Genomic DNA, 4,468 nt, shown 5'->3' with positions numbered 1-4,468 from the left:
TGGTTAGTTATTCTATTTGGACATCATGTTCTTTAACACTCCAACAATTGCCATGATAATACCTCCGCCTACACCACCGCCAGCTACACTACCTAAAATGCTAGATAAATCCATTCCTCCTGCAACATCAACTGCAGCAGATGCATCCACACCAGAAGCAGCTCCTGCTCCCAATCCTAACATTCCAAGTACTTGTCCACCAATACCACCCCCTAAAAGACCAGCAATAGTGTTCCCTACAGTACCTAATGATAAATTTTTTAATAATTTTCCTGCTACGTTGCCACCAACAGCACCAGTAACTAATTGAATGATTAACGGTAAATACTCTTCCATTTTACATGTTTTAATTGGTTATTTATCAATAAATTAACAACAAAATTACCAAATTAGCAATTTTATATTGTGTTAAATACTGATTTACAACATTCTAATTTTTTTCTGAATCTGTGAAAAATTTTTAACACATGAAAGTTATTCTTAACTTCCCCATTCAAATTCTTTACCAATAAAACTATGAATAAACTAATCTACATTTTTAGTCTTACCATTTCCGTATTTGCTTTTGGGCAAGTTAGTACTACCACTTCCAAACAAGTAAAAGAAAGTTTATTACTCAAAAAGAGCTTGGAAAAAAGTTCTCTAGTAAAGAATATTCCTCTAAAAAACATAGGCCCCTCGATTATGAGTGGTCGTGTGGTAGATATGGATGTAAATACCGAAAATCCATCAGAATTTTATGTAGGTTATGCTTCCGGAGGTCTTTGGTATACCAATAATAATGGAACCTCTTTTACCCCTATAATGGATAGCTCTAACACACAAAATATTGGAGATATTGCCGTGAATTGGAAAACGGGTACTATTTGGGTTGGTACTGGGGAAAATAATTCCTCGCGCTCTTCTTATGCTGGTATTGGTATCCTAAAATCTACCGATAAAGGAAAAACATGGGAAAATATGGGCTTAAACGATACACACCATATTGGTAGAATCATAATTAATCCAGAAAATCCTAATGAAGTTCTTGTTGGTGCCACAGGACATTTATATACTCCAAATAAAGATAGAGGCATGTACAAAACCATGGATGGTGGAAAAACATGGAAAAAAACCTTGTTTATTGATGAAAATACTGGGATTATTGATGTAGCACATACCCCAAACAATTTCAACATTATATATGCTTCTGCGTGGCAAAAAGATAGAAAAGCATGGAATTTTAAAGGTAATGGTAATGGTTCAGGAATATATAAAAGTACAGATGCAGGGGAAACATGGGAAAAAATAACTACTGCCGAAAGTGGCTTCCCTACTGGGGATGGTGTTGGCAGAATAGGGGTAACTGTTTTTAATGAAAATATAATTTATGCAGTACATGACAATCAGTTTAGAAGAGACTTATCTAAAACTCCGTCCAAAAAAAATGAAGGTTTAAAAAAGGAAGATTTTAAAAGCATGACTATTGCGGACTTCTTAAAAATAGAAGACAAAAAATTGAATGCTTTTCTTAAAACTAATAATTTTCAAGAAAAATACAGAGCAGAAAATGTAAAGCAAATGGTTCGTAGTGGTGTTGCTAAACCAGAAGATATAGCCAAATACTTAGAAACCGCAAATTCTTTATTGTTTGATACTCCTGTTATAGGCGCTGAAGTCTACTTGAGCGACAATGGCGGAAAAACATGGAAAAAAAGAAACAAAGATTATATAGAGGACTTATACTACAGTTACGGTTATTATTTTGGCGAAATCAGGGTAGACCCAAGCAATAAAAACAAAATATACCTTACCGGTGTTCCTTTAATTACCTCGGATGATGGAGGAGAAACCTATAGAGGTATAAATGGTAAAAACATGCATTCCGACCACCAAGCCCTATGGATTAACCCTAATAAATCTGGGCACATATTAAATGGTAACGATGGCGGACTTAACATGACCTATGATGATGGAAAAAACTGGTCTAAATTAAACTCTGCTAATGTTGGCCAATTCTATTCCATAAATGTAGATAACCAAGAACCCTACCATGTGTATGGTGGCTTACAAGATAATGGTGTTTGGGTTGGACCACATAATGCCCCCATGAATTCCAGATGGCATCAAACAGGGGAATACCCTTGGAAATCTATAATGGGCGGTGATGGTATGCAAGTACAAATAGATAGCAGAAATTGTAATATAGTATATACAGGATATCAATTTGGAAACTATTATAGAATAAACAGAAATGCTAAAAAGCAAACTTACATTCAACCAAAACATGAATTAGGAGAAGCACCATATCGTTTTAATTGGCAAACTCCAATTTTACTATCTCCCCATAACCAAGATATTTTATACTTAGGCAGCAATAAACTACACCGTTCGCTAAACCAAGGAGATGATTGGGAAACTATCTCAAAAGATCTAACCCAAGGAGTAAAAAAAGGTAATGTTGCCTATGGCACACTTACCACTATTTCCGAATCTCCTTTTAAGTTTGGCCTATTATATACTGGTAGCGATGACGGTCTTGTACAAAATAGCAAAGATGCAGGAGCAAGCTGGTCTAACATCTCTGGTTCTTTTCCAAAAAATCTCTGGGTAAGCAGAGTCGTAGCATCTAAGCATAAAAAAGAGCGTGTTTACGCTACTCTAAATGGCTACAGAAAGGATAATTTTACTCCTTATGTTTATGCAAGTGATGATTATGGAACTACTTGGGAAAATATAGCAAACAACCTTCCTCTTGGCGCAGTAAATGTTATCCTAGAAGACCCAGAAAATGAAAACCTACTGTTTTTAGGTACAGATAATGGATTATATGTTTCTTTAGACAAAGGTTCTAATTGGCAGGTTATGCAAAATGGCATGCCTTACGTTGCGGTACATGACCTTGTAATACAACCCGAAGCAAAACACTTATTAATTGGCACACATGGCAGAAGTATTTACAAAGCAGATATAGCACATTTACAAATATATTCAGATACTATAAAAAGAGAAAACTTAACTATATTTAATATAGACCCAATTACATATTCTAGCAACTGGGGAAATTCATGGAGTTCTTGGGGCAAAGCACCAACACCTGGAATTGATATTACTTTTTACACCTCCAAAAAAGGAATCTATAATGCAAAAATTTTATCTGTAGATAAAGTAATTGTAAGTGAAACAGAAATCCATGCAGACCCTGGATATAATATTCTTTCTTTTGATGTAGCTTTCTCTAAAGCCGGTAAATCTGCCTATTTAAAAAAGAATAAAAAAGAGCTTAAAAAAGCTAAAAATGGCAAAACATATTTACCTAAAGGAAAATACACTATCCAATTAGAAAACAAGACAGAAAAACAGCAAACTTCTTTTAAAATAGAATAGTATTTTTGCTAAATTTATAAGAAATTGTATTCTCCTATCTAAACTAGACTTTTGGGAAAAAATAAAAATTGTAAATACAACAGAATTACCAGAATATAGGAGCTTCTCATAATTACAGATATTAAAAAGAAAAAATTTATAGGGAATACTGATATCCCGTAACTTATGATGTATGGCTCTGCAGTTTTTAAACCTGGACAAAGGGTAGAAACACATAAGCATTATACCATGTTCAACTTTTTTCATAGCATTATAGAACATGCCGATTATTCGGTACAATGTGTTGGATTTATAACCACTTTTTTAAGAGGAGTGGAATGGGCTGCTACTGGAGAGGTTACGCAAGAAATTCCTGAAAATTTTTGATCAGACACAGAAACTAACAGCAAACCGTTTTCTAAATTATAAAATATGGTACTTACTTTAAACATTCCCGCGTTACTTTTTCCAGCCATATCTTTAACGATGCTAGCTTACAATGCTAGGTATTTAGCGATTGCGGCTTTAATTAGGCAATTACATCAAAAATTTAAAGAAACGGAGTCTTCTACAATAGAACTACAGGTAAAGCAATTAAGAAAACGCTTATCTATCATAAAAAATATGCAAGCAATTGCTATTATAAGTTTTTTACTTGCAGTAATAACCATGTTTTTAATATACATTGAAAGTACATTGGCTGCTAATATAGTTTTTGGAGTTAGCCTCTTCGCTTTAATGGTTTCATTAACGCTAAGTTTAATAGAAGTGCAGCTTTCTACCAAAGCCCTTTCCATTCAACTAGAGGATATTATTCCGTAAATATTTTCTTTAATGTAAAACAAAAAACCAACTGGCTGGTTTGTTTTTTTGTTTTGCTATACTAATCATTAGTAGTAGGCTTCTAGGCATCCTTTTAAAAAGAATCGATTAACGGTAAGAATAGCTATTACAGAACCGCTATTTACAAAAAATACAAACTAAACGGTTTGTAATTGTATACTGAAAACTATCTCAAAAAAGGTTTTTTAACCTTATTCTCTTTGCCCAACATGAAACAAAGCATCCCCTTGATTAACTACAGCTTGGAAATTTAGCGCAATCACAAAACCATCATAAGGAG

The 4,468-nt window shown here is 33.9% G+C and carries 4 protein-coding genes; 3 read left to right on the top strand and 1 reads right to left on the bottom strand.

Annotated elements, in window-relative coordinates; all coding sequences use genetic code 11:
• Window positions 1–12: 12 nt before the first annotated feature.
• Window positions 13–336 carry a hypothetical protein gene (locus QZZ51_RS16225; protein WP_291871589.1) on the bottom strand — a complete coding sequence of 108 codons (324 nt, stop codon included), beginning with the start codon at window positions 334–336 and terminating at the stop codon, window positions 13–15.
• A gap of 180 nt (window positions 337–516) precedes the next feature.
• Here QZZ51_RS16225 and QZZ51_RS16220 point away from each other — a divergent pair, with 180 nt between their 5' ends.
• From QZZ51_RS16220 to QZZ51_RS16210, 3 genes are all read left to right on the top strand, one after another.
• Window positions 517–3,366 carry a glycosyl hydrolase gene (locus QZZ51_RS16220; RefSeq protein ID WP_291871587.1) on the top strand — a complete coding sequence of 950 codons (2,850 nt, stop codon included), beginning with the start codon at window positions 517–519 and terminating at the stop codon, window positions 3,364–3,366.
• 165 nt (window positions 3,367–3,531) lie between these two features.
• Window positions 3,532–3,732, top strand: a complete 201-nt coding sequence (locus QZZ51_RS16215) for a hypothetical protein (RefSeq protein WP_291871585.1) — start codon at window positions 3,532–3,534, stop codon at window positions 3,730–3,732.
• A gap of 45 nt (window positions 3,733–3,777) precedes the next feature.
• Window positions 3,778–4,167 carry a DUF2721 domain-containing protein gene (locus QZZ51_RS16210; protein WP_291871584.1) on the top strand — a complete coding sequence of 130 codons (390 nt, stop codon included), beginning with the start codon at window positions 3,778–3,780 and terminating at the stop codon, window positions 4,165–4,167.
• Window positions 4,168–4,468 lie beyond the last annotated feature (301 nt).

Origin of the sequence: Maribacter sp., assembly GCF_016744255.1 — a bacterium.
Taxonomy (GTDB): domain Bacteria; phylum Bacteroidota; class Bacteroidia; order Flavobacteriales; family Flavobacteriaceae; genus Maribacter_B.
The sequence above is the reverse complement of the archived record's forward strand: the minus strand, read 5'-3'. Positions and strand labels throughout refer to the sequence as shown.